This is a genomic window from Enterovibrio coralii, assembly GCF_001559595.1.
Lineage (GTDB): Bacteria > Pseudomonadota > Gammaproteobacteria > Enterobacterales > Vibrionaceae > Enterovibrio > Enterovibrio coralii.
Window position 1 is genome coordinate 100,281 of the sequence record NZ_LNTY01000004.1, and the last position, 25,601, is coordinate 125,881.

The 25,601-nt window shown below is 47.5% G+C and carries 19 protein-coding genes and 3 pseudogenes; 7 read left to right on the forward strand and 15 right to left on the reverse strand.

Going from position 1 to position 25,601, the window contains the following annotated elements; all coding sequences use genetic code 11:
• Positions 1-2 precede the first annotated feature (2 nt).
• Together ATN88_RS00555 and ATN88_RS00560 are read left to right on the forward strand one after the other, a co-directional pair.
• Positions 3-1,930 (forward strand): annotated as a pseudogene (locus ATN88_RS00555) (bifunctional 5-dehydro-2-deoxygluconokinase/5-dehydro-2-deoxyphosphogluconate aldolase).
• 25 nt (positions 1,931-1,955) lie between these two features.
• Entirely contained in the window at positions 1,956-3,467 is a 1,512-nt protein-coding gene (locus ATN88_RS00560; RefSeq protein ID WP_067409859.1) for a CoA-acylating methylmalonate-semialdehyde dehydrogenase, read from the forward strand.
• Positions 3,468-3,523: 56 nt separating this feature from the next.
• On the opposite strand, the gene ATN88_RS00565 is transcribed toward ATN88_RS00560, so the two are convergent.
• The 8 genes from ATN88_RS00565 to ATN88_RS00595 form a co-directional block, all read right to left on the reverse strand.
• Complete coding sequence (locus ATN88_RS00565; RefSeq protein WP_067409862.1) at positions 3,524-5,773, reverse strand: hypothetical protein; 2,250 nt, start codon at positions 5,771-5,773, stop codon at positions 3,524-3,526.
• 115 nt (positions 5,774-5,888) lie between these two features.
• Positions 5,889-6,920: an FUSC family protein gene (locus tag ATN88_RS00570; RefSeq protein WP_067409864.1), complete on the reverse strand. Its 1,032-nt coding sequence runs from the start codon at positions 6,918-6,920 to the stop codon at positions 5,889-5,891.
• A gap of 143 nt (positions 6,921-7,063) precedes the next feature.
• Positions 7,064-8,290 carry a sodium/glutamate symporter gene (gene gltS / locus ATN88_RS00575; protein WP_067409867.1) on the reverse strand — a complete coding sequence of 409 codons (1,227 nt, stop codon included), beginning with the start codon at positions 8,288-8,290 and terminating at the stop codon, positions 7,064-7,066.
• 319 nt (positions 8,291-8,609) lie between these two features.
• Positions 8,610-9,761 carry a glycosyltransferase family 87 protein gene (locus ATN88_RS00580; RefSeq protein WP_067409869.1) on the reverse strand — a complete coding sequence of 384 codons (1,152 nt, stop codon included), beginning with the start codon at positions 9,759-9,761 and terminating at the stop codon, positions 8,610-8,612.
• A gap of 204 nt (positions 9,762-9,965) precedes the next feature.
• Complete coding sequence (locus tag ATN88_RS00585; protein ID WP_067409872.1) at positions 9,966-10,982, reverse strand: adenosine deaminase; 1,017 nt, start codon at positions 10,980-10,982, stop codon at positions 9,966-9,968.
• A gap of 283 nt (positions 10,983-11,265) precedes the next feature.
• The gene (locus tag ATN88_RS26370) at positions 11,266-12,285 is read right to left on the reverse strand and encodes a response regulator (RefSeq protein WP_232312650.1); all 1,020 of its coding nucleotides are present in this window, start codon (positions 12,283-12,285) and stop codon (positions 11,266-11,268) included.
• Positions 12,201-13,088 carry a sensor histidine kinase gene (locus ATN88_RS26375; RefSeq protein WP_232312651.1) on the reverse strand — a complete coding sequence of 296 codons (888 nt, stop codon included), beginning with the start codon at positions 13,086-13,088 and terminating at the stop codon, positions 12,201-12,203. Before ATN88_RS26375 ends, ATN88_RS26370 begins: the two co-directional genes overlap by 85 nt.
• Before the next feature lie 242 nt (positions 13,089-13,330).
• Complete coding sequence (locus ATN88_RS00595) at positions 13,331-14,545, reverse strand: NRAMP family divalent metal transporter (RefSeq protein ID WP_067409874.1); 1,215 nt, start codon at positions 14,543-14,545, stop codon at positions 13,331-13,333.
• 390 nt (positions 14,546-14,935) lie between these two features.
• On the opposite strand from ATN88_RS00595, the pseudogene ATN88_RS00600 reads away from it, so the two are divergent.
• Together ATN88_RS00600 and ATN88_RS00605 are read left to right on the forward strand one after the other, a co-directional pair.
• Positions 14,936-15,429 (forward strand): annotated as a pseudogene (locus tag ATN88_RS00600) (DUF2867 domain-containing protein).
• 132 nt (positions 15,430-15,561) lie between these two features.
• A complete protein-coding gene (locus tag ATN88_RS00605; protein ID WP_067409877.1) occupies positions 15,562-16,113 on the forward strand; it encodes a ribonuclease T2 family protein in 552 nt (183 codons plus the stop codon).
• Between the two features lie 136 nt (positions 16,114-16,249).
• On the opposite strand, the gene ATN88_RS00610 is transcribed toward ATN88_RS00605, so the two are convergent.
• The 4 genes from ATN88_RS00610 to ATN88_RS28730 form a co-directional block, all read right to left on the reverse strand.
• A complete protein-coding gene (locus tag ATN88_RS00610; protein ID WP_067409880.1) occupies positions 16,250-17,872 on the reverse strand; it encodes an MFS transporter in 1,623 nt (540 codons plus the stop codon).
• A 321-nt stretch (positions 17,873-18,193) separates the two neighbouring features.
• The gene (locus ATN88_RS00615) at positions 18,194-19,132 is read right to left on the reverse strand and encodes an alpha/beta fold hydrolase (protein WP_067409882.1); all 939 of its coding nucleotides are present in this window, start codon (positions 19,130-19,132) and stop codon (positions 18,194-18,196) included.
• A 47-nt stretch (positions 19,133-19,179) separates the two neighbouring features.
• Positions 19,180-19,923 carry an AraC family transcriptional regulator gene (locus tag ATN88_RS28055; RefSeq protein ID WP_269748082.1) on the reverse strand — a complete coding sequence of 248 codons (744 nt, stop codon included), beginning with the start codon at positions 19,921-19,923 and terminating at the stop codon, positions 19,180-19,182.
• Entirely contained in the window at positions 19,920-20,156 is a 237-nt protein-coding gene (locus tag ATN88_RS28730) for a cupin domain-containing protein (RefSeq protein ID WP_083539379.1), read from the reverse strand. The genes ATN88_RS28055 and ATN88_RS28730 overlap by 4 nt, the downstream gene beginning before the upstream one ends.
• A 63-nt stretch (positions 20,157-20,219) precedes the next feature.
• On the opposite strand from ATN88_RS28730, the gene ATN88_RS00625 reads away from it, so the two are divergent.
• A complete protein-coding gene (locus ATN88_RS00625; RefSeq protein ID WP_083539380.1) occupies positions 20,220-20,846 on the forward strand; it encodes a cytochrome P460 family protein in 627 nt (208 codons plus the stop codon).
• A gap of 10 nt (positions 20,847-20,856) precedes the next feature.
• Positions 20,857-21,399, forward strand: a complete 543-nt coding sequence (locus ATN88_RS00630; protein WP_067409885.1) for a cytochrome P460 family protein — start codon at positions 20,857-20,859, stop codon at positions 21,397-21,399.
• A 38-nt stretch (positions 21,400-21,437) separates the two neighbouring features.
• Here ATN88_RS00630 and uraH read toward each other — a convergent pair whose 3' ends face one another.
• From uraH to ATN88_RS25395, 3 genes are all read right to left on the reverse strand, one after another.
• A complete protein-coding gene (uraH, locus tag ATN88_RS00635; RefSeq protein WP_067409888.1) occupies positions 21,438-21,791 on the reverse strand; it encodes a hydroxyisourate hydrolase in 354 nt (117 codons plus the stop codon).
• 227 nt (positions 21,792-22,018) lie between these two features.
• A complete protein-coding gene (locus ATN88_RS00640; protein WP_067409891.1) occupies positions 22,019-23,230 on the reverse strand; it encodes an MFS transporter in 1,212 nt (403 codons plus the stop codon).
• A gap of 21 nt (positions 23,231-23,251) precedes the next feature.
• Positions 23,252-23,452 (reverse strand): hypothetical protein, encoded by a 201-nt coding sequence (locus tag ATN88_RS25395; protein WP_083539384.1) that lies wholly within the window; start codon positions 23,450-23,452, stop codon positions 23,252-23,254.
• Between the two features lie 783 nt (positions 23,453-24,235).
• Here ATN88_RS25395 and potE point away from each other — a divergent pair.
• A pseudogene (gene potE, locus ATN88_RS00650) lies at positions 24,236-25,575 on the forward strand (putrescine-ornithine antiporter).
• The last annotated feature ends 26 nt before the right edge of the window (positions 25,576-25,601 follow it).

The following is a 25,601-nucleotide window of genomic DNA, read 5'->3' on the forward strand; positions in this document are numbered from 1 at the left end:
ACGTGGAAAAGACATTGGATGTGATTTGCCTTGGGCGTGTCGCGGTGGATTTTTATGGCGAGCAAGTGGGCTCACGCCTGGAAGACATGCGTACTTTTGCCAAATATCTCGGTGGTTCCTCAGGCAATGTCGCGCATGGAACTGCGCGTCAAGGATTGAAGTCAGGCATGCTGGCACGCGTAGGTGATGAGCACATGGGGCGTTTCGTTCGCGAAGAACTGGAACGGGTAGGTGTTGATACCAGCAATATCATCACTGACAAAGATCGTCTTACCGCACTGGTTGTGTTAGGGATTAAAGACTCAGAAACCTTTCCGCTTATCTTCTACCGTGATAACTGCGCCGATCAGGCCATTGTTCCAGAAGACATCGATGAATCTTATATCGCCTCTGCCAAGTGTCTTGCGATTACAGGCACACACCTTTCCAACCCCAACTCACGAGAAGCGGTGCTGACAGCATTAAGATACGCCCGTAAGCACGGTGTAAGAACGGCACTGGATGTGGACTATCGTCCCGTGCTGTGGGGGCTTACGTCACTTGGTGACGGAGAAACGCGTTATATCGAATCCGCTGCGGTAACGCAAAGCCTGCAGGACGTGCTTGGCTTGTTTGATTTGATTGTTGGCACTGAAGAAGAATTTCACATCGCGGGTGGCTCAGAAGACTCCGTTTCGGCACTCAGAAAAGTGCGTGAATTTACCCAAGCGACGTTGGTGTGCAAGCGCGGGCCGTTGGGTTGTAGCGTGTTTGAGCATGAAATTGGCGACTCGCTCGACGATGGCATTACGGTTCACGGTGTTCGCGTAGAAGTGTTGAACGTTCTAGGGGCGGGTGATGCATTCATGTCAGGTCTGCTTCGCGGATACATCAATGACGAGCTTGGGAGAAAAGCTGTCGCTATGCCAATGCTTGCGGGGCATTGGTTGTGTCTCGTCATGGTTGCTCACCTGCAATGCCCACGAAAGAAGAGCTGGACTATTATCTCGCGCATGAAAGTGAAATCCCTCGACCTGATCAGAACACCATGCTTAACCACCTTCATCGAGTCACGACCCGAGAAAGGGAATGGCCTGAACTGTGTGTCTTAGCGTTTGACCACCGTGCTCAGTTTGTTGAAATGGCGAACGACGCGGGTATCGATGTCGCTCATATTCCTTATCTCAAGAAACTCATCTGGCAAGCGGTTCAAGACGTCGTGCAAGAGAATGAGATTTCCGGGAAAGCTGGCATTCTCTGTGACTCGACATTCGGTATGGATATTCTAAACGATGCCACAGGATTTGGTGACACTGTCACTAATCGTTATTGGGTAGGTCGACCAATTGAGCTACCGGGTTCACGTCCTCTGCAATTAGAGCATGGCAACATTGGCACTCAACTCGCCAGTTGGCCGAGAGAGCAAGTCGTCAAATGTTTAATGTTCTATCACCCAGATGACGAAACCGAACTGAGAGCGCGTCAGGAAGCATTGCTGCGAGAAGTTTATGACGCATGCTGCGCAACGGGTAACGAACTGCTGGTGGAAGTGATTTTGCCGAAAGAGATGCCGCAGACATCGACAGACGATGAAAAGAGCTATTACATCCAGAGCATTGCGCGACTTTACGATATCGGCATCAAACCTGATTGGTGGAAGTTGCCGCCACTTAGCAAATTTGAGTGGAAGCAGGTGGATGCTCTTATTGACGCTCAAGACCCTCATTGTCGAGGCGTTGTTCTCTTGGGATTGGATGCGCCTGTCAGCGAGCTTCAAACTGGATTTGCGTCTGCGAAAGATAGCGAGCGTGTGAAAGGGTTTGCCGTGGGCAGAACCATCTTTGGTGACCCAAGCAGACAGTGGATGCAAGGACAAATGGATAACGACCAATTTGTGAATGCGGTGAAAGAGAACTTTCTCTCGCTGATTACGCTTTGGCGATCTAACTAAGGGTTCTGAACAGGGAAAACTAGCCATGGAAACGATTCAAAACTTTATCAACGGGCAAGTGACGTCAAGCAACAGCGAACGCTTCTCGCCCGTCTACAACCCTGCAACCGGTGAGCAAACGCGCCAAGTTGTAATGAGCAGTCCCGAAGATGCAAAACACGCGATTTCAGCTGCGCAAAATGCTTTTCGAGCGTGGGCGAAAACGCCGCCACTAAGACGCGCCCGCGTGATGTTCAAATTCAAAAGCTTGTTAGAGGAGAACCAAGACAAACTGGCCAAAATGATCAGTAATGAACACGGCAAAGTTTATTCTGATGCGGTCGGCGAATTGACCCGAGGCTTGGAAGTGGTTGAATTCGCGTGTGGTATTCCTCATCTTCAAAAAGGGGAGAGTTCAGCTAATGTAGGGTCCGGTGTCGACAGTCATTCGATTATGCAGCCCTTGGGCGTGTGTGTAGGCATCACGCCGTTTAACTTCCCAGCTATGGTGCCGATGTGGATGTTCCCTATCGCACTGGCAACGGGCAATACGTTTGTGCTGAAACCCTCGGAAAAAGATCCGTCGCTTGCGCTGATGATGGCTGAATTACTAAAAGAAGCAGGGCTGCCAGATGGCGTGTTCAATGTGGTAAATGGCGACAAAGAAGCAGTCGATGTCCTGCTTACTGACCCGAGAGTTCAGGCGGTGAGTTTTGTCGGTTCAACGCCTATTGCAGAGTACATTTACACCACGGCCTCAGCGCATGGTAAGCGTTGCCAAGCACTGGGCGGTGCGAAAAACCATTGTATTTTGATGCCAGATGCGGACTTAGATATGGCAAGTGATGCCATCGTAGGTGCGGGATTTGGTGCAGCGGGTGAGCGCTGTATGGCACTTTCTGTGGTTGTTGCAGTTGGCGATGAAATTGCCGACAAGCTGGTGGCATCATTGTCAAAAAGCATCCATGAAATGCGAGTTGGGCCGGGTATTGTTGATGGTAAAGAAAACGACATGGGACCGGTTATTACTGCCGCGCACAGAGACAAAATTCTGGGGTATATCAACGCCGGTGTTGAACAGGGCGCGAAACTGGCCGTGGATGGTCGGGATTATCAGGTAGCGGGCCATGAAAACGGCTACTTCGTTGGGCCAACATTGTTTGATGACGTGACGCCAGACATGACGATCTATCAGGAAGAAATCTTTGGCCCAGTTTTGTCTGTCGTGCGAGTACCTGATTACGAGAGTGCGTTAACGCTGATTAACGACCACCAATACGGCAATGGTTCGGCCATTTTCACCCGTGATGGTGAAACCGCCCGACAATTTAGTGAAGACGTGTTGGCAGGCATGGTGGGGGTAAATGTGCCTATCCCGGTGCCAATGGCATTTCATAGTTTTGGTGGTTGGAAACGTTCGATCTTCGGGCCGTTGAATGTTCACGGCAACGATGGCGTACGTTTCTACACTCGAATGAAAACCGTGACTAGCCGATGGCCAGCAAGTGTGCGACTGGAAACCCACAGCAGCCACTTTACGATGCCAACCATGGATTGAGTGTCGGTACATTTAAGAAAAAGCCCGTTATTAATCGGGCTTTTTTAGAGCCAAACCTATACTGGTGCCGACTCAGTAAGTTCACGTTTTTTAGTCGTGACTTCCGCGCAGAAGCCTAACATTTCTTTGCCTTGTGCTTCTTCATCAAACCACGCTTTCAACTCTGACCCTTCCACGTGGTAGGTATGCGCATCCTGTGCGACAGGCGCGATGGCTCGCATTGGGTCTCTCTCTTCTGTTTCCGCCAGCTCGTCAAATTGGGTACTCCATCGCTGGTGGATCTTTCGATTGAGGTCGAGTGTTTTTGATTCCGCAGCGATTCGCTCAAAAGCACGGATCTTGAACACCCAATCTTTAATCAGTGTTGCGAGAGATTTGGATTTGATATGCCAAACGGACAAGTTGCTATCGACAGCTTTGTTCTGGTTTTCAACGAAGTCTTTCAATGCGGACTTAGTCGCAGTGAGGTCGTCTTGGTTGACGTAATTGGGTGCTGACTTCAAGCGCTCAATAATGGACTGCATGTGCGGTAGAACCATTTTGTGAGAGGCTTGCTCAACCAGTTCGACAACGGTTTCATTGAGGTTTCGGCGTCTTGCTTTGCAATCCTTCAGACGAACATTTGCTGAGGAGTGGCGCGATTTAACGTAGAGTCGAAGCACGAGCAAAGCAATCGCTGCACCACCCGCGAACCAAATAAACTCAGGTTTTGCATAAAAGCACCACGCCGTCGCCACGAGAGCGATAAGCAAACAGATATCGAAGAAAATGACTTTGCGTTTCTCTTTGTTGACGCGTGTTTGCAGCCCGCTTTCTTTTGAATTGGCCGCTTTTCGTTCCTCAATGGCAGACGAAAGTGCATCGGTAAGCTCACCGGCAAGTTTCAAGTCATTTTCTAGATTGTCTCTGTGTTTTTCGAGATCTTCGCGCTGTTTTGTGTGGCTATCGTAGAACTGAAGCAGGGTAAAACCAGCATGGCGAAGTGCTAAGAAGTTGTGCCAAACATGCTGATTCGCCAAGTAGAGAGAACGCAAGATGTCTTGCTGATCATTAACCGCCGTCTTTTCATCAATGCTCACGTTGAGCACGTTTTCCGACCAATCTTGAATGTCATCGTAATTTTGAGTGAGAGAATGGATGACATCATCAAGCTCAGTACGAAGCGTGCTTTCGATATCTTTAAACACGGATGCGTTTGTGTTTCCGTATTGGCGAGCCAATTGTTGGTAGTAACTGATATTGGTGGAAAGCAACGCGGCAATGCCTTCTAGCGCGATACGTTTGGTGTCTTCGCGGTTGTCCTTTGCGTGCTGGTTTATCAGCATTTCGGCTTTACGTTCTAATATTTCAGTGAATTCACAGTATCCGTAGGCTTGGTCGAAGTGTTTAGCGGCTTCATTGAACAGACCTTGTTTGGATTGGGCAATGGCGATATGGGTCAAACATGACGCTTTAAGTAAATGCTCATCGTCTTTTAAGGTCGACAAGGCACGTTTAGAAAGGGTCGTCGCATTTTCCCACAATGCAGCATTGTCTGATTGAAACGCATAGATGCGTCCAAGCCAGAAACAACTGAAGAAGTCCGAACCAAACTCTTCTGTTGCTAACACCAAGTTCTTTGTCGCTTCCTCAACATGGTTCAATGCCAAGCTTTCAAATGCCCAACGTTTACGTTGTTCAAAAGAGGCGGCAATGGGGCTCTGCGTGTTGGATGGGTTCGGTTTGTCGAACACTTTCGCGAGTTGTTCTGTTTGCTCAGAATCTGCTTCTGTGCGGCTTGATGGCGAGTAACCTGCAACTTCAAATAATGCGTCAGCAGAGGTAGGCAAAACATCATCATCACACAACATAGCTAAGATGTGTTTCTCGACCGCTTTCGCCATGGCAGTGACTGCGTCAGCAGGTTCGGATTCGTGAATACGCTGGATAAAAGCTTGTTTTGGGAGCTTATCGAGAAAGCCCGACATACTTTCACTGAGCGGCGAGTCGAAATGATCACCAATCAGAAAGGTTAGTGTTTCAAGATCGTGTTCAAGCGCGGTATGCAGCTCGTTTTCGAGATGTGTTTTTCCGTTTGATGCGGTTTCACCCAAATCTTTGCCTAGGAGATTTAGGAGATAGCTCGACTGAGACACGCTATGAAGGCTGTTCTCAATGGGTGCTTTTCGAAACGCCTCAAACTCAGCGATATGAAAGGGTCGGATCTGGCAGCGTTGAAGAAGCGTTGATTGATTTAGTGCAGTGATAAGCCTTTCTACTACTGGCTTAAACTCTAAGTGGGAAAAAGAGATATAAATGCTGTCCACAATACGATCCTTTGCTGATAAAGCTAATAGAAGCTCTGTCATCTTACGTATCGTAGCTTGCCCTGGGTAACACAAATGCATTGAAATTAGAGCCAGGGCAAGAGATTACGGCGTTTCAGCTGGGTTTGAACATCGCGGCACTGACTTTACTCAGTTCGATGAACTGCCTCGCCATTTCGCGGTTTAGCCAAAGGTAACCGTAATAACTGATATCACTGATGTCGTTGGAGGTCTGCGCCAATTGTGCTTTGGTTAAATTTAAAAGCTTTACATCAATACTGTCGACTTCCGTCACGCGCTTTTCAGATACTTGCTGTGCGAGCACCTGAAAATTGTCAGAAAGCTGGCTCTGCGCTTTCGTCAGACCTTCCATACTCATGATTTCATCCTGACCTTGTTGTGTTTCCCATTGCGTGCTCAGCAGGGCTTCCAGTTCTGCAAACAGCCGCTTTTCAATCAGAAGGATATCTTTAAGTACCGCTTTGTTGACGCCTGATTCCACCATCATGTGCGGAATGAGAGATTGCTGCGTTTCAATAATGGTGTTGAGGCGTTCTGCATGAGAGGGCGGAAACTTGCCTTGCTGCGCGTGTTGAATGTGTTTGGCGTAGTAGTGACTGCATTCAACGAGGTACTGCTCAAGCAGGTAAATAAATCGCTCCGTGGCTTTTGCCGGGAAGATGAAAATACTCGCTAAGATGGTCAGGATCGCCGCCCACAGCACGTTGAAGATACGCCATCCTGCCGCGGCGAAATCTGCTGGGCCGCCACCTGCCACGATAACGATGGTTATCGCTGCCATCAGTGATGCGTACGCGTATTTCTCTTGCGTGTAATACATGGCAGCAATAAGTATGCCGAAGAAGGCGAAATGGTGCGTCCAGTGGTATTCAGGCGGGATCAGGAAAAGGGCTAGGCCCAACACCGCTCCAACAACAGTGCCTGTGACACGTTGCTTGGCCTTGGAGAGCACACCGCCAACAAAGGGTATGGCCCCCAGAATTGTCACGGCGGTGATTAGAGCCCAATAACCATAAGGAATGGTGAACATTCGCGTTACCAAAAGGATAACGCCAAGAACAAATGAAACTCGCAGCATGTACAGCAAGCGAGTGTGTTTTAGAGCAAAAATATCGTAAGAGCGCATGTTAATTCACAGTCGAGTGTTACGTTCTGCCTTAAGCATATTCTTAACCTTAATAAAAACATGCCAAAGATTGCGACAGGAACTACCAAAGAGAAGTGCAGAGCAGACGCGTTCGCGTCTGCTCGCAGAGTCATTCGGCTAGATTAGCCGATAATGGTGAGCGTGGTTTGCAGGATAATCAAGTTGACGATATCAATGAAAAACGCGCCAACGATAGGTACGACCATAAAGGCCTGTGGAGAAGGGCCAAATCGGTTCACTACCGACCCCATGTTCATCACGGCAGTAGGTGTTGCACCTAAGCCGAATCCACAGTGACCACTTGCGATAACCGCGGCATCGTAGTTTTTACCCATGACACGGAATGTCACGAAGTAGGTGAACAATGCCAGCATGACCGATTGCACCATTAGAATGATCAGGAAAGGTACCGCCAAATCCAGAATATTCCAAAGCTTCAGGCTCATCAAAGCCATTGCAAGGAACAAGGCCAACGAAACCGTACCCAAGATATCGACTGTCTCGACATCCATTTTCTTCACTTTCGACACTTCTAAAGCGTTGGTGATCACCACACCAATGAACAGTGCATAAACGAAATCTGGGATCATGAGCCATGAGATTTCAAAGCTACGAACCCACAGTTCTAAGTACTTTGCACCAGTCACACAGATCAGCAGAACAAACAGCGTTTCGATGACTTTTTTTGCTGTGACTTTGTCTTGCTCGTTCTCGTTGTAGGTAACCAGCTCAGGGAACTGTTCGTGCGTGTTATTGGTATTCCCGTACTGCGATTTCAGGTTGAATCGCTGAACCAGACGTTGAGCAACTGGGCTACCAATGATGCCGCCCATGATTAAACCGAAGGTCGCAGACGCCATGGCGATTTCCAGCACATTCTGCATGCCGTATACATCTTGGAACGTTTGCGCCCAAGCCGCACCTGTACCGTGACCGCCAGACAAGGTGATCGAGCCAGCAATCAAGCCCATCAATGGATCCAAGCCAAGTGCCGTGGCTAACGTAATACCCACACCGTTTTGCAGCACGATGTAGACAGATGCAATCGCCAAAAAGACGAAAACCTTCGCCCCGCCTTTGATGAGCTGGGTGTAGTTAGCAGCCAAGCCTACCGTTGCAAAAAACATCAACATAAAGGTGTGTTGCAGCGGTAAGTGGAATTCCAGTTCGATGCCGTTTAAGTGAAGAACAGTGATACCACTGGCAACAACCAAACCACCGACGATAGGTTCTGGGATGTTAAATTTCTTTAGAATCGAAACTCTGGCATTAATGAAATGGCCGAGAAAAAGTACAAAAATGGCGATGAGGAAGGATTCTAGTGCGCCGACAGAAATTAGTTGATTCATAAACCCTCTTCTATCTCCACATCCTCCTTAATGTGCGAGATCCTTATTTTTAATATTCTTCCAAGAGCGAAATTTGCGCCTTTGCCGGCATTCATTGCCAAACAAAATTCCTTTAGCGCGAAAAATTGAGGCGACGTTATCTCATAATGTTGACCCAGAGCACAAGTCTCACTGCAAAAATATTCATTTGCAACAGGGATGTTACGCGCTTTGTTGGGGACTAAACGCATATAAAGATACTAGATGAAAAGGCGGAAGATTCGGTGTTAAAAGTGCGAATGCCACCCGAGAGAACCTTGTCCGTCGGGTGGTCGCTCTGTCATTGTGATATTTTCGGGAACAGCTTGTGACGATACACTGCGACGATGTATGCAATCAGGGGATAGAACCAAATGAGGTGATTGGCGTGGATCTCTTTAAATGTTACTTCAATGATGATGAGTAACAGCGTAAAGCAGACGATAACGTCTTCAACAGGCAAGTTTTTATCCCAATTGCGGACAAGCAAATAACCCAATGCTGAGAGCTGGGCGAGAGGGAAGAGAACATGCAAAACGTCCGGCGTAATGGAATACAAACTCGTGGCGTCATAATTAAGGGTAAACCTTAAGATAAACACGTTTTCAATCAGCCCTTGATAGTCCCAGACCAGCATCGCAAGCAGCGGCACAGTGCCAAGCGCGCAGCCAATGAGAAAGTGCAGACGGATATCTTTTCTCAAAAACATCGCCAGTAAAAACGCTGCGGGTGAAAACTTTGTCGCAAAGGACAAACCCATCAAGATTCCAGCCAAAAACCATTGCTCTCGCTGAACAAGAACAAGCCCCGCAAGCAAAAGTGCCACAGGGTAAATATCGTTCGCACCCACTTTGAGGACTTCAAGCCACAGCCTTTCTGGCATGAAGAACAAAAGCATTGCGATGGCACATGCACTGTAGAACTCCCACTCTCCTTTGTCTCTCAGGCTATGGGCTAACAACATGCAAAGTGAAACCGCCGTGACGGATAGGAAGAAAATGCTGGTTAGCTTGTATCCGCCATCAGGCATGGCAGCTGACAGCGCATAACCAAGAAGCATTCCGGGGCCGTAGTGAAAACCGCGATGTTCTGGTGCCAGTTCATGTCTGACATTTATGGTTTGATCCAAATATGGGTTTTGCCCTTGTTGAAACAATAACTCCACCGCGTGTTGGGTGGTGTAACCAATGTCGACGGTCGGCGCGGAGGTGGCGAAAGGAAGATAGGTCGAGAGCATTTTGAATAAAAAGAGGCTCAGCAGAGCTAACGCAAAAATAGTCTCGAGCTTCAACGTTATAAGGCCAACATGATCTTCTTGATCTCTGTGTTTGTAGAGGAGCAAAACCAATGCGAATAAACCGGAGAAACACAAAAACTTGGTGAGGGGATGTCCCCAGTCGTAATTCTGGAAAAGTCGGTAAATACAGATGATGGATATAAGACACACAAACATGGATACAGCGCTTTTTAGCCAATCAAAAGCGAAGCTCTGTATTTCGAGTTTTCGTTGAAGATCTACTACACGCACAGCGGCCCCCTGACTACGGGAACGTCTTTTGACGTACAAAAGGCTCGACTACTTTCCCCTTTTGTAAGCTTAGTCTCGATTTGAGGCCGTGCGCGCCATTTCTAATAGGTTTTGGTGATCGACGTAGTCCTAGCTGTCGTCACCATGATGTAGCCAAAACTCGTCAAGCTGACTGTTTAGGTTAAGTGCTTCTTCATCGCTGATGAAAGAGGCTTCTATCGCATTCCGCGTGAGCATAACCAACTGTTTTTTAGATGGATTAAGTGCTCTGGTCAGCGCAAGGAAATTATCGGTCATGTATCCACCAAAAAAGGCAGGATCATCAGAGTTTACGGTGACACAGAGCCCTTGATCTAACAGCTTAAGAATATTGTGATTTTCCATGCTGTCGAATACGCGCAATTTGATGTTGGAAAGCGGACAGACGGTCAGTGGCATGCGGTTTTTTGCTAACTCAGCGACCAATGCTGGATCTTGTGTACATTGCACACCATGGTCGATACGGCTGACGTTCAACAAAGAGATGGAATTCCAAATGTTTTCCGCGGGACCTTCTTCCCCAGCATGCGCCACGGTTTTGAGTCCCATGGACAGTGCTTTGGTGAATACGCGCTGAAATTTCTCTGGTGGATGCCCGACTTCCGACGAGTCCAAGCCCACGCCAACAATCCGATTGAGATGAGGTTCTGCTTGCGCCAGCGTTTCGAACGCTTCTTCTTCAGATAAATGTCTTAAGAAACACATGATGAGCTTGCTGGTAATGCCGAGTTCTTTCTCGCCCTGACGCAATGCGTGATAAATGCCATTGATGACGGTATCGAACGCGATGCCGCGTGCTGTGTGCGTTTGTGGGTCAAAGAAAATCTCAGTGTGAATAACGTTATCCGCTTTACAGCGCAGCAAGTACGCCCAAGTGAGATCGAAGAAATCACGCTCGGTGATAAGGACGTTTGCTCCTTGATAGTAGATATCTAGAAACGATTGAAGGTCATCAAACTGATAGGCGTCTCTGGCTTCTTGCACCGTTTGGTAGGGCAAGGTGATGTTGTTGCGCGCAGCCATCTCAAACATTAGTTCTGGCTCTAGCGAGCCTTCAATGTGCAGATGTAGTTCAACTTTGGGTAATCGACGAACGAATACTTCCATGGCAACCTCCCTCGAAAATTAACAACTACGTTAGGTAGAAAGCATGTCAATCACATGCGTTTTTCATGACAAATAGTGGGGCGAGAAAACAGCAATTTGTCGATGAGCGGCGTGCATACTGTATAGACTCAACCTAGTAATATCTGGCCGAACGGTCAACTTTTCGAAGGATAAAAGCGTGAAAAGCGAGAGGTGATGAAAGGGTGTATAAGTGCTTGCTTATAGAGTGGAAAAAGGATTTGTGCGGCACCTCGAGATAGTCGCCGCACAAATCAAGTTGCGATTACGCGTCAAAAACTTCGTGTTTTTTTCCCATCCAATTATCAATCATGTCGAGCATGGTTCTGCGGTTTACAGGCTTAGCGATAAAGTCGTCCATGCCTACGCGTTTACAACGATCTCTGTCCTGCTGGCTCACGTTTGCAGTCATCGCGAGGATCGGTAGCGCGTTACTCTGATCGTTCAATTCTCGAATTTCTTTGCAGGCTTCAAATCCGTCCATCTCCGGCATTTGAAGATCCATCAGTACCAAGGCAAATTGTTTTTGCTGGACCAAATCTAGGGCTTCTTTGCCGTTACTTGCAGTGGTGACTTTGAAGCCAGATAACTCCAGGATGGTACGAGCGACAAGTTGGTTGGCAGGATTGTCTTCCACGATAAGGATCTCAATAGGGGATTCAGTTCGATATGCCTTTTTGGTCTCAGGTTTGGATTCCACCTCTTCGGGAAAACGCATACAACAGGGCAGAAGGACGGTGAATTCGCTACCATCGCCCACTTGGCTGCTGAGAGTTAACTCACCGCCCATCAGTTCGACCAGCCGCTGGGAAATGGCAAGCCCCATACCGGTGCCGCCGTGTATGCGAGAGAAGGTGCTGTCTTTTTGAGTGAAGGGCTCAAAGATAACTTTGCGGTGCTCGGGCGCAATCCCGACTCCCGAGTCTCTGACCTGAATCTTCAGTCCTTTCGGGAATCCATGGCTCAACACAATTTCGACTTCACCTTCTTCAGTGAATTTCATGGCGTTGGACACCAGATTGGTGAGGATCTGGGAAAGCTTGCCTTTGTCGCAAGTGGCGTAGAATCGATGGTTAAGTTCGTCATCAAACAGCAAGGTAATGCCTTTTTCCTTGGCTGAACTTTCAAACAACGCCAGCACGTTTTTACTCATCTCACTGACATCGAATTCTGTTTCGTGAAGATCTAACGCGCCTATGTCTATTTTGGAGTAATCCAACACATCGTTGAGCTGGCTGAGTAAAAGGTTAGCGGCATCATCAGCATGTTGACCAGAGGTTGGCAATGCTCAGGGATTTCGGACTCTTGCAATATGTCGAGTGCACCCATGATAGCGTTCATCGGTGTACGAATTTCATGGCTCATCGTCGCGATAAACTGAGACTTCGCAATGTTTGCAGATTCTGCATTTTTCTTTGCTTCCAAAAGCTCGGCTTCGCGCTTGAGGTGTTGGTTGAGGTACTTCTCTAAAATGTTGACGCCGTTGTTCAGCCTAACAAGCTCGTCACTTTTGGTGTCCAAAACCTCGTCGGTATAGGACATATTCATCAAACGTTTGTTGATGCGAGATATCGGCATGAGCACAAGGTAGTGCGAAACCAACATGGTTAATGTGGCGAGCGTTAACAGCAAACAAGCAGTATAAAAGCGCACTTCTTCTACGTGCGTTGCTATGTCCGCCATCATTTGTTTTTTGCTCATCGATATACGCATCGTGCCGATGGCACTGCCTTGGTATTCAACGAGGTTGCTGAAGTTTAACGCCATGGGGTTGTCATCATGCGGGCGGTCGCCCCATTGACCAATTTCGGTGTCGTTCTGGGAAACGATAGAGATATAGCAAAGGTCAGGGTAGTGCTTCGCCATCCGGTCGAGCTTTGCATTGAGCGCACCACTTTGCTGGGTAAGTACGTCGTCGGAAAGGGCTTCAGTCAATGCGGAGAAATTGGCGCGAATTTGTGAGTCCATGCGCTCTTGTAGGTATTTTGTTTCGTAGCTTCGCACCAGCTCTCCTGCGAGATAACTGAGTGCAACGGTTATCGCCAACACGGAAAATGTGTACTTAAACCACAACGGTAAACGCATCATATAACCCACTCCCGAAATACGTCCTGTTTTCTCATTCTGCATTTCGCCCCCAAATTGAGAGTCAAAATGGAGACTTTTCCCTGATTTTCGGCTGTTGAGCGTTCAATCAGCAGCTAGGGAATGAGGTTGCATATTGCTTGCCAAGTTAGAAAGGGAAGAGGTGGGAAAGGGTAAATGTAAAAAAGCCACAGCGCGTGACGCTGTGGCGTTGAGGAATTAGCAATTAAGCTTAGCCAAAGAGATTAGCCAATAAATTTCGCAATGAAGCCGTTAACGTTGCTCAGGCTTGCTGCCGCCATCACCACAACAATCAGTGCACCAATTACTGATAAGTACACAGGGTGTTTGTAATCACCCACGATGTCTTTGCGACGCGTTGCTGCCAGTACGAAGGCCAGAACAACCGGAAGAATGATGCTGTTTACCAGACCTGCTAGCATCAGAAGCAGAATAGGCATGTTCATCATCACGGTACCCACGCTGGTCACGATGATGAAGCCGCAGCACCACGCTTTCTCATTGCGTGCAACAACTGGGAACAGGGTTTTAATCAGAGAAATAGCCATGTATGAGTTACCGACCACTGACGTGATTGAGGCAACGAATAGCACCAGACCGAAGATGAAGTAACCAACATCACCTGCGCCTTGGCGGAAGGCATCTGCTGCTGGGTTTGACGTATCCAGTACTGCGCCAGATGCGATTACACCGAATACAGCCAAGAACAGAAGAATACGGATAACAACGGCGATTGAGATACCTGCCCATGCAGCAGTTTTAATGGAACCAACGTTTTCTTTGCCTTGCAGACCGATATCAACCAGACGCTGTGCGCCAGTGTAGTAACCGCCAACCGCACCACCAACGATAGTTAGTGTTGGTAGAAGTAGGCTGCCCATGTCGCTTGGCATGACAGCAGCGGCGAGCGTTTCGCCCATTGGAGGTAGGCTGGTCATAGCAACATAGGCAATAAGCACAATCATGAACAGGCCAAGGTAGCGCGCCATTTGGTCCATACGCTTAGACGCGTTGTGTACCACAAACAGCAAACAGCCCACCACACCCGTGAACAATGCGCCCCAGGTAGTGTCTACGCCCGTCAGTACGTTGATACCCAGTGCCGCGCCACTTACGTTACCGAAGTTGAATGCAACCGCACCGAGTGCCAACAGAACACCAATGAAGTAACCCGCGCCCGGTGCAATTTTGTTTGCGATGTCCTGAATGCGAAGGCCTGACACGCCGACGATGCGCCAAAGGTTCATTACGATACCGAACGTAATGAACATGGAAGCGAATACAGGAAACGCCATGTCGACTTTGTAGATATTGGTAAATACTGCGGTTTGCGTTAGGAAGCCAGGGCCTACAGACGTGGTCGCCATTAGAAATGCGACGCTAAGAATTGCCTTGGTTTGCCAGGTCGTAGAATTTGATGCGTGTGTTTGCGTGGTCATGCCGATTCCAGAATTTTTGTTGTTTCCCTATTTATTAAAAAAAGGAAAAGCAACTGACCGGGATCAGCTGGCATAAGGGTGTTAACCCTTTGAAAACACGGCCTGTGTGGGTGACCGTTTTTGCTGGGCGCGGATATTAAAGGGATTGTGAAACCCAGTCAAACATTAATTTGACCTCTTTTGAAATTAATTCCCCATGTCTAAATAACACCCAATATGCTGTCCAATTTGTCAGAGTTTTCGCGAGCGATGTTTGAGATATTGGCAACGTTTTCGAATGAATCTGTTCGCAAAATGTTAAATATGACGAATCGTCATTGTTTGGGGTGGCGAGGTTAGCTAGGGTGTTTGAAGACGACGAATCAAAGACTCATCGAGGAGGGAAATATGATGCAAGGGATCCCAGACTTCACGGAATTACACGATTATGTAGATGGCGCGTACTTTGCGGATAATTATCAACAAGTGGTGGATTATCAGGGTGAAAGCGCGATGGATATTTACCTGAAAGTCATGACGACCACGCCTGAATGGGTGAACAACCTCATGAAGATGAGGAATGCCATTGTCTCAAGATTAGGGCTAAAGCATCTTGGGAGTTTTGAAGACTTCGCACCAAAAAAGTCAGCAAATGAATACAAGGTCGGCGATCAATCGGGATCTTTCAGATGATCTACAAGTCCTCGACGGAAGTCATCATGGAAGACAGAGATAAACACTTGGACGTGAAGTTGTCTTTTCACCTTGAACCTAAAGGTGACAAAGCGGTGATCACGGCCAGTTCCGTTGTGCATGTAAAAAATACGTTTGGTAAGGCCTACATGTTTTTCGTTGGCCCTATCCACAAAATCATTGTCCCTGCGACGTTGAGAAAGTTGCGCTAAATCTCGTCAGTTCACCTTTATTCGTGTGACTTTGGGGCATATTGACGCTATCTTTCGCTCAATGTTGTATGCCCAAGCCTAGAAACGTATCGTCTATCGGCTTGGTAAAGCCCAAACGTTGAGGATGATAACGTGGCTTCAGTTTTAAAAACCTTACTTGGATTTGGTTTACTTTCCATTCTGACCTTCGCGGGTGTTGCGTCTGCCAATAGCCCTGAACACTATTCTGCGTCCAGTTGTGATGTGGACAGTGCCTTACTTAATTACCGTTACGACAACCGTCTCGACTATCAAAACAAAGACACGCCAACTGACTTCTTCCTATTGGTGTATTCAAATTCTCCTCGATTTTGTGAATACATGGAGCGCAAAGGGCGTGAAGGCAGTGTCGAATTTCAATGTGAGTCAGACAATGATTTTGGTTGGGTGATACATGGTTTGTGGGGCGAATCTGAAAAAGCGTATAAGACGGGCAACAACAAAGGCCATCCGAGGTTTTGTAAAGGTGATTTGAAGCCATTGCCGATTGATACCATCAAGCCGTATCTCTGCATGAGCCCGGGTACGAAGTTGCTTCAAGGTCAATGGGAAAAACACGGTGCGTGCGACTTTGATTCGGCGGAAGAGTACTTCGATAAAGCCTGTCGCTGGCCCAGCAATTTAAAGTGCCACCGGGGGAGTTAAGCGCCAAACGTGCAGTTCGTTGGATGCGCGAAAACAACCCGGAACTCAAGCATACGTGGCTGCATCAAACACGCCACGAGTTCGGTATTTGTTTCGACAAGCAATTTAACGTGATGTCTTGCCCAAGACGCGGTCGCTAAGCACTTCCATCTGCTTTCTTTCCATCACCGGACTGATAGGCAATCTCTGCCAACAGTTCGGTGATTTTCGCACGCTCTTCTTCTGTCGCGCCATCTAACAAGGCAGCCTCTAACAGCACATTGATGCGCTCTTTCCTCAGAATAAACAAGTCATGCAGTGAATAGGCGACTTCCAAACGTCGTTTCGGGAACTGTGCGATAAGGTGCCTTAACATCTCTCCAGAACGCTTCGGATAGGCGAGGACAATGTTCTTGGCAACGTCGTTCGCGTTCAATGATGACCCCTCCAACGCCAGTTTGAACAACAGCCCAGGATTAGAGGGATTGAGCCCCAATGCCGCGATCAATAGCTTGAGTTCGGGGTTAGCTTTCTCTGTGTCTTTAAAATCCACCATAGGGTCGAGTTCAGACGCGCCAGGAATGGGTTGCACGTTTACCTTGAAGGAAGTAGCTGCTGGCAAGGTTTCGGTTCGGACGAACAGTTTACGTATCATCAAGAAGATGAACACAAAGATATGAACCGTGATGATGTAGTAATAGAGCCACACAACACTGTATTCAGACATCAAGAAACTGGCGACGATGGGCCCAATTACCCCACCGATTCCAAGCAAAATTTGCATCATGCTGGTGGCTGGCATCGCCTCTTTCGGATCAATATGGTCAAACACTTGCGTGACGGCGAGGGGAAACAACGCCACACCAGAGCCACCTGAGACCCAAAACAGCACAGCAAGAAGCTCAATCGGGTAGGGATAGAAGTTATCCAATACGATGAGGCTGTTGCTGATGATCCCCATAAACATCAGCCCTGACGCGACCAATCGCTTATCAAAACGGTCAGCAAGCCAACCAGTCGGAAACTGGGTGAGCAATCCGCCCATTTGGTAAGAACCGAGAATGAGGGACAACCAAATGCCAGAAATCCCTTTGCTGTATGCATAAAGGGAAATCAAGGACACGCTGGCAGCATTGATCAATCCAGCACAAAAGCATGCAACGGTACCCGATGGCGAATATTGCCAAAGACGTTTGATGGATAAGGGCGTGGCTTTTGCGGGCAATTCTGGTGCCGGTAGTCGGCTCATCGACATGATGATGAGTGAAAAGCAAAGGAACACCGAAATTAGGCCGAATAGGCGAGGATCTTGCTCATTGAACGCACTAAACAGAAATGGTGCTGTGCCAAAACCGACGGCAAAGCAAATCTGGTAAGTGCCGTAAACGCGACCGCGGTTACTTCTGTCACTCAATACATTGAGCCAACTCTCCAGCGTGATAAACGATGTCACATAGCAAAAACCCGCGATCATGCGCAGAAGGGCGGTGATAAGGATATCGGTGTTATAGCTGTGCAGCACTGAAACAATGGATAACGTCGCGGCCATCGACGCGAATGCTCGAATATGACCGGCACGGAGCACAGCGCGAGAACCGAAGAGACCTGCACAAATGGCACCTACCGCGAACATACTCATGGCCAAACCGATATCTGCCGTTGGGTACCCGTCTTCCTTCATGCGAATTGGCAGCATGATGAAAAACAGGTTGTGACTGATGGCGAAGCCGAAAATCGTAAATAGGATCGGCCTTATGCGCAGAAAAATACTCGGTTTCATATCCTTGAAGTTAAGCTGACATTTTCCAAAACTGACAGACACTACGCCGTAATTTCGGCGGGAAGATTACGTGTTGATGTGTCGGCTTTTGGCGATTTAGGGAAAAAAGAAGTCTGCAATCAAAATAAACAGAGCTGTTGGTGAAACAGGTTATCACCCGCAGGCATCAAACACTTGCTGGGCAAAGAGTGATGCACAGAAACTCTCGCAATTCACACAGTGTTCGCATTCATGAAAGATGATGCTTTTCTCTCATTTCACGCTAAGCTCAGTGAATAAAGGTGCCACTTCTAAAGCTAAGAAGAGCGAAATAGAAAAAAGCTAGGGTTTCTCGTTCTGAATGAAATCCAGAATTAGCCTCGCAGTGGCTGAGGGGGCTTCTATCATTGGCAAATGCCCCATATTTTTCAGAACCACGGATTTAGCATCGGGCATTGCACCTTGAAGAATCTCTGCCCCAGCAGGGTGTAAGATCCTGTCGTGATCGCCCCAGATAATCAGCGTGGGGGCAGTCAACGTCGTGAGGGTCTGCTCTAGTGGTTGGCTAAAGTGCGGTTGACCTTCGGACATATGGTGGATGTCCTGAAAGATTTTCTCGTGAAGAGGAAAGCTATCCTTTGCTTGTATTGCCAGTTCTTCAACCACAAAACCGGGAATAAACGGCGGTTTGAAGAATGCAAAGTCCAGTAATTCTCTGTATTGCTTGTCGTCGGCCACTAATACCGTCGGTCTTTCACGCTTTCGAAGCAGCGCAAACATCTCGCTGTCAGGCGAGGTTGCTACACCCAGTGGATTGAGCAAACACACCGTTACCACCTTATCAGGGTGAGTGGAGGCAAAATTACCAGCCAAATAACTTCCCATTGAATTGCCAGCGATATGACATTTCGAAAGGTTCAGCACTTCGACAAATTGGTGCAAGCGTGCGACTTGCGGTGATACGTCGTAGTCGAGGTTATCGTCTCTGAGGCTTTCACCAAACCCCGGTAAGTCTGGTGCAATAACATGATATTGCGATGTCAGGTGTTTCGCCATTCTCACCCAGTTGTCTTTATCAGCACCAAACCCGTGAAGAAGCAACAATGGCGTGCCTGAACCACCTTCCAAATACACCATCTCGCCATCGGATATCGTGACACTTTTTCTGGAGAGTTTGGCGATTCTGCGCTCTGTTTTCACCGCATTTTGAAACAGAACTCGGTTGGGTGTTAGAGCGTAGATAACGACAAGCAGCAGTATAAAGCCTATGACAATCCACATTGTTCTCTCCTTAACGTCTAGGCATTCCGTGCTTAGATAAGCGACTATTAAGCGTCTTTACCGGACAGGTTTCGGATCTCTGCAGGCGACATGCCTAACTCCCTCACTAAAGCGCGGCTTAAAGTGCGTCCAGACGTGAACCCTAGCGATACTGCGATCTTATCCATTGAATCATTGGTGTATCGCAATGCGTTATAAGCTTTAAGTCTGCGCCAGTGGTTTAGGTACGCCATGGGCGCCATGCCGACCGCATCTTGGAAGTGCCTGACCAAGGTGGCCTTGGACATCCCAATTTCCTTGCCCAGCTCTTCTAACGTCCACTCTCTTGCCGGGTTTTCATGTAACAGCGATAGGGCTTGATGAATGCGTTTGTCACGGATGGCACGCAAAAAACCGAAGGTTTCATGGTGTTCATCAATATGAAACTGCAAAAGCTTTAAAAAAAGGACTTCAGTGAGTCGGTCAGCAACAGGGCTGTGGATGCTCTCGGCTTCTCGAATTTCTGCGTCAATCAGTTCCACCAATCGCCAGATTGCACTGTCATGCTTAATACCTTCGACATGGATAAGGCTGGGAAGGGCATCCAATATTGGGTGCGTCAGGCCTTCATCAAATTGCACCATGCCACAGATGAGTTTGTGGGTTGTGGGCCCTTGCTGGAACAACGGAGAACCAAGCTCACAGGCATTTACCGCGCGTTCACTGGGCGTTTTTTTGTTGTTGGGGTCATCTGCAATCCAGTGTGCGTCACCGTTAGGCAGTAGAAAGATATCCATCTCTTTGGCTTTCAAAAACGTTTCCGCTTTGGTGCTACATAGCACTCACCATGCAAGGTGATGTGAAAGCGGGGATAACCCAATTTATCGAGGGATATGCCCCAAGGTGCACTGAGCGCAGAGCTGAAGAAAATGGTGCCGCGAAACTTAAGGGTTTCAAGGATATCGGCGAGCAAATTGAACGTTTGTTGATGTTTGATTCTTTGGGGCACTGATGTGAGCCTTAGGGCGATAACTCTTGCCTTCACTGTAGCCTAGACTCAGGCCAAACGCTGGATAGTTGAGCGTTTAACTGTAAGCGAGGTGAGAAAATGGAAGTTAAAAAAGCAATGTCGAAACCCGAACACTCAAGGATGTTTCTTTCTCTGGCTTTTGTCGGTGTCGGCCTACTGGCAATGAAAGCAAATGCGGAAGAATACTTCACCATCCAAGACGGCGAATTACAAAGACCGACGGGCTATCGAGAGTGGGTTTACGTGGGTACGCCTGTCACGCCCAATGATATGAACAACGGCAAAGCCGCGTTTCCCGAGCATCACAATGTCTATATCGACCCGGAGAGCTGGGCCTATTGGAAAGACAAGGGCGAGTTTCGCGATGGCACCATCATTATCAAAGAATTGGTGAGTGTTGGCAGCAAAACGGCGGTCAGCGGTAACGGCTATTTTCAAGGTGAGTTCATTGGCCTTGAAGCAACCATCAAGAGTAAAAAGCACAACCCTAACGAGCCTGGCAACTGGTCGTATTACAGCTTTTCAACACCCGATCATGCTGCTTTAACGGATACGGCAAAGGCATTTGCTGCGGCAGCGTGCAATGCATGCCACCAAGCAGCGGCAGCCGATGACTTTGTGTTCACACAATACTACCCCGTGCTTCGTGCAGGCAAAGGGACAGGGCAGGTCGCAACAGGCGGCTTCACATCATCGTTGAAGTAGGAGAAGTAGCATGAACAGAATCTTTAAATATGCTGCGTTGAGTTCATTGGTTGTATTCAGTGCGACCGCGGAAGAAGCGGCTTTTTCACCATATGTCACCGCCAACGGAGAAATCAGCTTTCCCGAAAACTTTCGAGACAAAATGATGCACCTCGGTTCTTGGTTTGTACCTGCGGGTGGAGCAAGTGGTTTTCACGGCGTGTATACCGAGCCAGCTTCCGTGGAAGCTTTCAGAAAAAATGGTCAGTTTCCCGATGGTGCCACCATTGTTAAAGAGCTTCGTGCTCACGCGACGGGTGATTTCACCACAGGTACAGGCGTGAGTTATGAAACTGCAGAACTCAAGCAATGGTTTGTGATGATAAAAGACAGCGAGAATCGGTTCTCAGACAGTAAAATCTGGGGAGATGGTTGGGGATGGGCATTGTTTAAGCCGGGAGAGCTCTCAACCAATGCCTCAACAAATTACCAAACCGATTGTTTAGGTTGTCATGTTCCAGCGAAAGAAACGGATTGGATTTATACGCAAGCTTATCCCGTCCTTTTTGAGTGATCATTTGCCAATGTTTGCCGGCCTTCGGGCTGGCCTTTTTAATTTCCGCGGAAAATGGAATAACTGTAGGGAGAGATAAACAGCGGAAGGTGTACGTCTTGGTTGTGATCTGAAATACCAAACCGAACCACTATTTCGTTAAAAAAAGGAATGGGGTCGAGAGGCACATTGACGGAGCGAAAATAGGAAGCGGTTTCCAACACGAGCTGATATTGGCCGGAGGTGAGTGCAGAAGAATCGAGTAATGGCTCGTCCGTTTCGCCTTGTTCATTGGTAACTGTGGTGAGCAAAGGCACTAAGCCGTTTTCATCTATACGGTATAGCGAGATCTTTATTCCTATCGCAGGTTTGCCGCGGCATGTGTCCAAAATCAGTGTTGTGAGTTTTCCCATAAGCGCCAGCCTTTGAGGATTGCTATACCGAGAGAAACGTGTCCTTTCTTTAGAAGCTAGCATTCAATTTGAACTTAACAGGCATCTAACGCTTAAAATTTGAACAAAAACAGTTTTTTGGCGCACTTTTAAGGATATCTATGCTATTTGCGGAGCTTCGTACGGTTTATGAGGCTTTACTGAGTGGTTTAATAAGAAACAGGCACCGAAGTGCCTGTTTTAAAAGATTATGCTGCAACCGGTGCGGCTGTGCGAACAAGTGGTTTGTCATTAATTGGTAAATGAAGCAGCGCCGCTGCAACAGCAAGTACCACAGACGCCCACCAGATAGGCTCGTAAGAACCGTAGTAGTCGAACACACGACCACCGACCCACGCACCAATAAAGCTACCAATTTGGTGAGTGAAGAACACCAAGCCGTAAAGGGTAGACATGTAACGAGGGCCAAAGATCTGGCGAACCAAACCGGATGTTAGTGGCACAGTACCCAACCAACAGAAACCTATTGCCGCACCAAAGATGGTTGCGGATTCTGTTGTCAGTGGCAGCATCACAAATAAGGCCAACACAACGGCGCGCATCATGTACAAACTTGTCATGACGATACGTTTGTTGAATCGGTCGCCCATCAGGCCCCAGAAGTACGAACCAAAGATGTTGAAAATGCCCACATAAGCCAGAGCCATTGCAGCAACACCGCCCGGTAGGCCTTTGTCTGAAATGTAGCTAGGCAGGTGAGTGGCAATGAACATCACTTGGAAACCACACACAAAAAAGCCAGCGTGGATCAGCCAGTAACCTGGGTGTTTGAATGCTTCTTGTAATGCTTCTTTGAGTGTTTGGTTGTCTTCAACAGCACTCACGGTAGAATTTTTCGCCGAGGTTTTCATGAAGACAGAGAAAGCGATCATCAGGGTACATGCCATCGCAAACACTTGCATGGCTGTCTGCCAGTCATAGTTTGCTAGCAAAGATTGTGCGCCTGGGATAACGGCGAACATACCAAATGAGCCCATTGCCGTCGTCAAACCAAATGCCTTAGCAGTGTGTTCTGCCGGTACCACTTTTGCTACCGCACCCAAAACAATCACGTAGCTTGTCGCACTGAGACCCAGACCAATCAAAATACCCATTGAGAGGTAAAGAACGCCGGTGCTGGTTGCAATCGATGTCAGGTACAGACCCAATGCGTACGCCACACCACCTGCCGCAATAATACGTTTTGCACCGAAACGGTCAGCCGCCATGCCAATAAAAGGTTGGAACGCGCCAAACATGAGGTTTTGAAGGGCGATAGCAAGGCTGAAAAATTCACGACCCGATTGGAAGGTGTCAGTGATTGGCATCATAAAGATACCGAACGATTGCCTGATCCCTAGGCTGATGATCAAAGTGCCTATTCCCAGCCATACCAGCAATGGGAATCTAAAAATACTCATGAAACTACCTTAGCGTGAGTGTTATTGATGTTGGCCAACAGAAGGCGAGTGCGCTTCCATGTGTCCAGACGGGTGTGTGGAGTGGCGTTGATGACATCCACCGTCAACTGCATATTCACTTAACGCACTTCTAAGTGGTGCGCAGTTGTGAACAAAGAACAGGGTGACAATCAGCACCAGGAGCCACCTAGCAAGCTGCGCTGCGAGAGATTGTGAAAACATATAGGCCTCTGGGATGACAGACGCGCGTAATGTAGAGATATCAATGGCATGAAACAAGTGAATAAAATGCAAAAATCACATGCATTTTGTGCATATATGAAGTGAGAGTAACGAGAAAACAATGAGATGAATGGCCGAATATGCATTTGATGTATTTTGAGCGGTCAATCTTTGCGCATAGACCATGCCAAAGATGTCTTACCAGTGGGAAAGTTCCCATCTACAAACAAAATCCATAAATTTCGCAAATGCATGGATCTCCATAAATAGTGCGTATTCATTAATTTGACGAAAACGTTTTCGAAAATTTTGGTATCTAACCAGAACAGGAAAATATGTTCGCTAAGTTATTGATTTAGCTTTATTGTGTGACGTGTGTCACGATTCTGGTGAGGTGAAATTATCAGGTTAGTAATCACTAAGATGCTAATGAATAGTGATTTACATGCTAGCGAAGAAACAGATTAGTGAAACGGATGATTGCATTTTTAGGGGTTTAAAAAAATCGAAAAAGGAGAAAAATAGCCTCCATCGAATAGAGCGACACGGTCTAAACGATTTAATGAATATGTTTTTAATGAAGAAAAACATATTCATTAATGGATGCGTTCACACGAAATATCCATTGTGAATATTGCTGTAGTAAGAGCAGATTAGTTATTTCTGAATTATCACCAATATCAAATTAAGCCCTTTAAAAAATACAGTCGCCACGGAATCGGCATTAGCTATTTAATAAATTAAGTGTATTTGTCTATCTCGTCTGAATTGAGGGTTAAATTAATGTCTTCAGATGCCAGTAGTAAAAAAATGGGATTGGTTGGACTAACCGTTCTCGTTGCTGTAAATATGATGGGCTCCGGTATTATTATGCTGCCAGCGAGTTTGGCGCAGGTCGGAACGATTTCTCTTCTCTCTTGGGTTATTACCGCAGCCGGTGCAATGTGTATTGCATATACCTTTGCGAAATGTGGTGCCTTCTGTAAGCGTTCTGGTGGCATGTCAGCTACTCAGAAGAAGCGCACGGGAAATCTTCCTTCTTTATTTCCTCATACACATATTACGTATGTTTGGTTATTAGCTGTGTGGCAATTGCAGTTTCAGCGGTAGGTTACATCAAACCGTTTATGCCATGGCTAAACACCCCAATGCACACTTTCTTCGGTGTTGTGGCAATTCTTGTTCTGACCATGGTTGCTAACTTTGGTGGTCCAAAAATTACCGGCCAAATCTCGTCGTTCACCGTATGGGGTATTATCCTGCCAGTATTGGGCCTATCTATCATCGGCTGGTGGTGGTTCGATCCACAAACCTTCATGTCGGCTTGGAACCCACACCACGATACAACTATGCACTCAGTATCTTCCGGTATTGCACTGACATTGTGGGCATTCCTGGGTATTGAATCAGCGGGTGCAAACTCAGACGCAGTAGAAAACCCAGAGCGTAACGTACCTCTAGCAGTACTGTTCGGTACAGGTTTCGCAGCGATTGTTTACATCCTGTCTACCACTGTAATCCAAGGTATTATTCCTAACGCAGAACTGGCTAATTCAACTGCACCATTTGGTCTAGTATTCAGCCACATGTTCAACCCAACAGTCGGTAACGTGGTTACTCTGGCAGCGGTTATTGCATGTATCGGTTCTCTACTGGGTTGGCAGTTCACTAACGCTCAAGTATCAAAAGCAGCGGCTGATGAAGGTCTGTTCCCTAAAGTGTTCGCAAAAACTAACAAAGCGGGCGCGCCAATCATGGGTATGCTCATCATGCTTGCAGCAGAACTTGCGCTTGCAGTGATGACAATTTCTCCAAACTTGGTGAATCAGTTCAACGCACTACTCAACCTAGCAGTATTCGTAAACATGGTGCCTTACATCCTGTCTATGACTGGTCTGGAAGTGATGCTGCGTAAAAACAAAGTATCTCCAGCGCAATACCGCCTCGGTGCGACAGTGGGTACCTTGGGTGTTATCTACAGTATCTACGGTGTATATGCTTGCGGTGCGGAAGCAGTATTCGGCGGTACCATCCTGACTCTGTTCGGTTATATCTTCTACGGCTTTATCGCGGCACGAGATGTAAGCACTGATTCAGAAGTTAAAACAGAAGTAAAAGCATAATTAAAAGCGACATCATCTCCCCGATA

Excerpts from the sequence above, each read along its gene's own strand:
- ATN88_RS00560 (WP_067409859.1), top strand. The coding sequence starts at position 1,956 with ATGGAAACGATTCAAAACTTTATCAACGGGCAAGTGACGTCAAGCAAC.
- ATN88_RS00570 (WP_067409864.1), bottom strand. The coding sequence starts at position 6,920 with ATGCGCTCTTACGATATTTTTGCTCTAAAACACACTCGCTTGCTGTAC.
- gltS (WP_067409867.1), bottom strand. The coding sequence starts at position 8,290 with ATGAATCAACTAATTTCTGTCGGCGCACTAGAATCCTTCCTCATCGCC.
- ATN88_RS00580 (WP_067409869.1), bottom strand. The coding sequence starts at position 9,761 with ATGTTTGTGTGTCTTATATCCATCATCTGTATTTACCGACTTTTCCAG.
- ATN88_RS00585 (WP_067409872.1), bottom strand. The coding sequence starts at position 10,982 with ATGGAAGTATTCGTTCGTCGATTACCCAAAGTTGAACTACATCTGCAC.
- ATN88_RS26375 (WP_232312651.1), bottom strand. The coding sequence starts at position 13,088 with ATGATGCGTTTACCGTTGTGGTTTAAGTACACATTTTCCGTGTTGGCG.
- ATN88_RS00595 (WP_067409874.1), bottom strand. The coding sequence starts at position 14,545 with ATGACCACGCAAACACACGCATCAAATTCTACGACCTGGCAAACCAAG.
- ATN88_RS00610 (WP_067409880.1), bottom strand. The coding sequence starts at position 17,872 with ATGAAACCGAGTATTTTTCTGCGCATAAGGCCGATCCTATTTACGATT.
- ATN88_RS00615 (WP_067409882.1), bottom strand. The coding sequence starts at position 19,132 with ATGTGGATTGTCATAGGCTTTATACTGCTGCTTGTCGTTATCTACGCT.
- ATN88_RS00625 (WP_083539380.1), top strand. The coding sequence starts at position 20,220 with ATGGAAGTTAAAAAAGCAATGTCGAAACCCGAACACTCAAGGATGTTT.
- ATN88_RS00630 (WP_067409885.1), top strand. The coding sequence starts at position 20,857 with ATGAACAGAATCTTTAAATATGCTGCGTTGAGTTCATTGGTTGTATTC.
- uraH (WP_067409888.1), bottom strand. The coding sequence starts at position 21,791 with ATGGGAAAACTCACAACACTGATTTTGGACACATGCCGCGGCAAACCT.
- ATN88_RS00640 (WP_067409891.1), bottom strand. The coding sequence starts at position 23,230 with ATGAGTATTTTTAGATTCCCATTGCTGGTATGGCTGGGAATAGGCACT.
- ATN88_RS25395 (WP_083539384.1), bottom strand. The coding sequence starts at position 23,452 with ATGTTTTCACAATCTCTCGCAGCGCAGCTTGCTAGGTGGCTCCTGGTG.